Below are 431 nucleotides of genomic sequence, written 5' to 3' on the forward strand. Positions count from 1 at the left end.
CCATCACCCTGCGCGAAATCGAGGGCCTCAGCTATGAGGAAATCGCCGAAGCCATGGGTTGCCCGATCGGCACCGTGCGGTCACGGATCTTCCGCGCCCGCGAGGCGATTGCCGACAAGTTGCGCCCCCTGCTGGGAACAGCCGAGGGCAAGCGGTGGTAGAGGTAGCAAGTTGAAGAATGTCGTGCAGCCAGCGTTGCAGCCAATTCCTGCATCGATAAACGACAAGCAGCAGTACGGGATTTATCGGTGTTCAATGGAATTTCTTGGGGTGGGAAATGGGTCAGGCTCATAAGCAGTCGGTTCATGTAGTGGAAGCATCGGAGCAAATCTCCGTTTTGATGGATGGCGAGCTGGCGCCGAACGAAGTGGACGCCGTGCTGGGCCTCGCGAAGAGCGACGCCGGCATGACGGACTGGACCGTCTACCAGC

At 59.2% G+C, this 431-nt stretch carries 1 protein-coding gene; it reads left to right on the forward strand.

Translation table 11 applies throughout. The features are described 5' to 3' along the window. Positions 1-161: sigma factor-like helix-turn-helix DNA-binding protein (locus AC1DM9_RS34535; RefSeq protein WP_477584519.1), on the forward strand; the 161-nt coding region annotated here is incomplete at its 5' end. Positions 162-431: the final 270 nt, after the last annotated feature.

The organism is Paenibacillus sp. 01T431 (assembly GCF_056398625.1).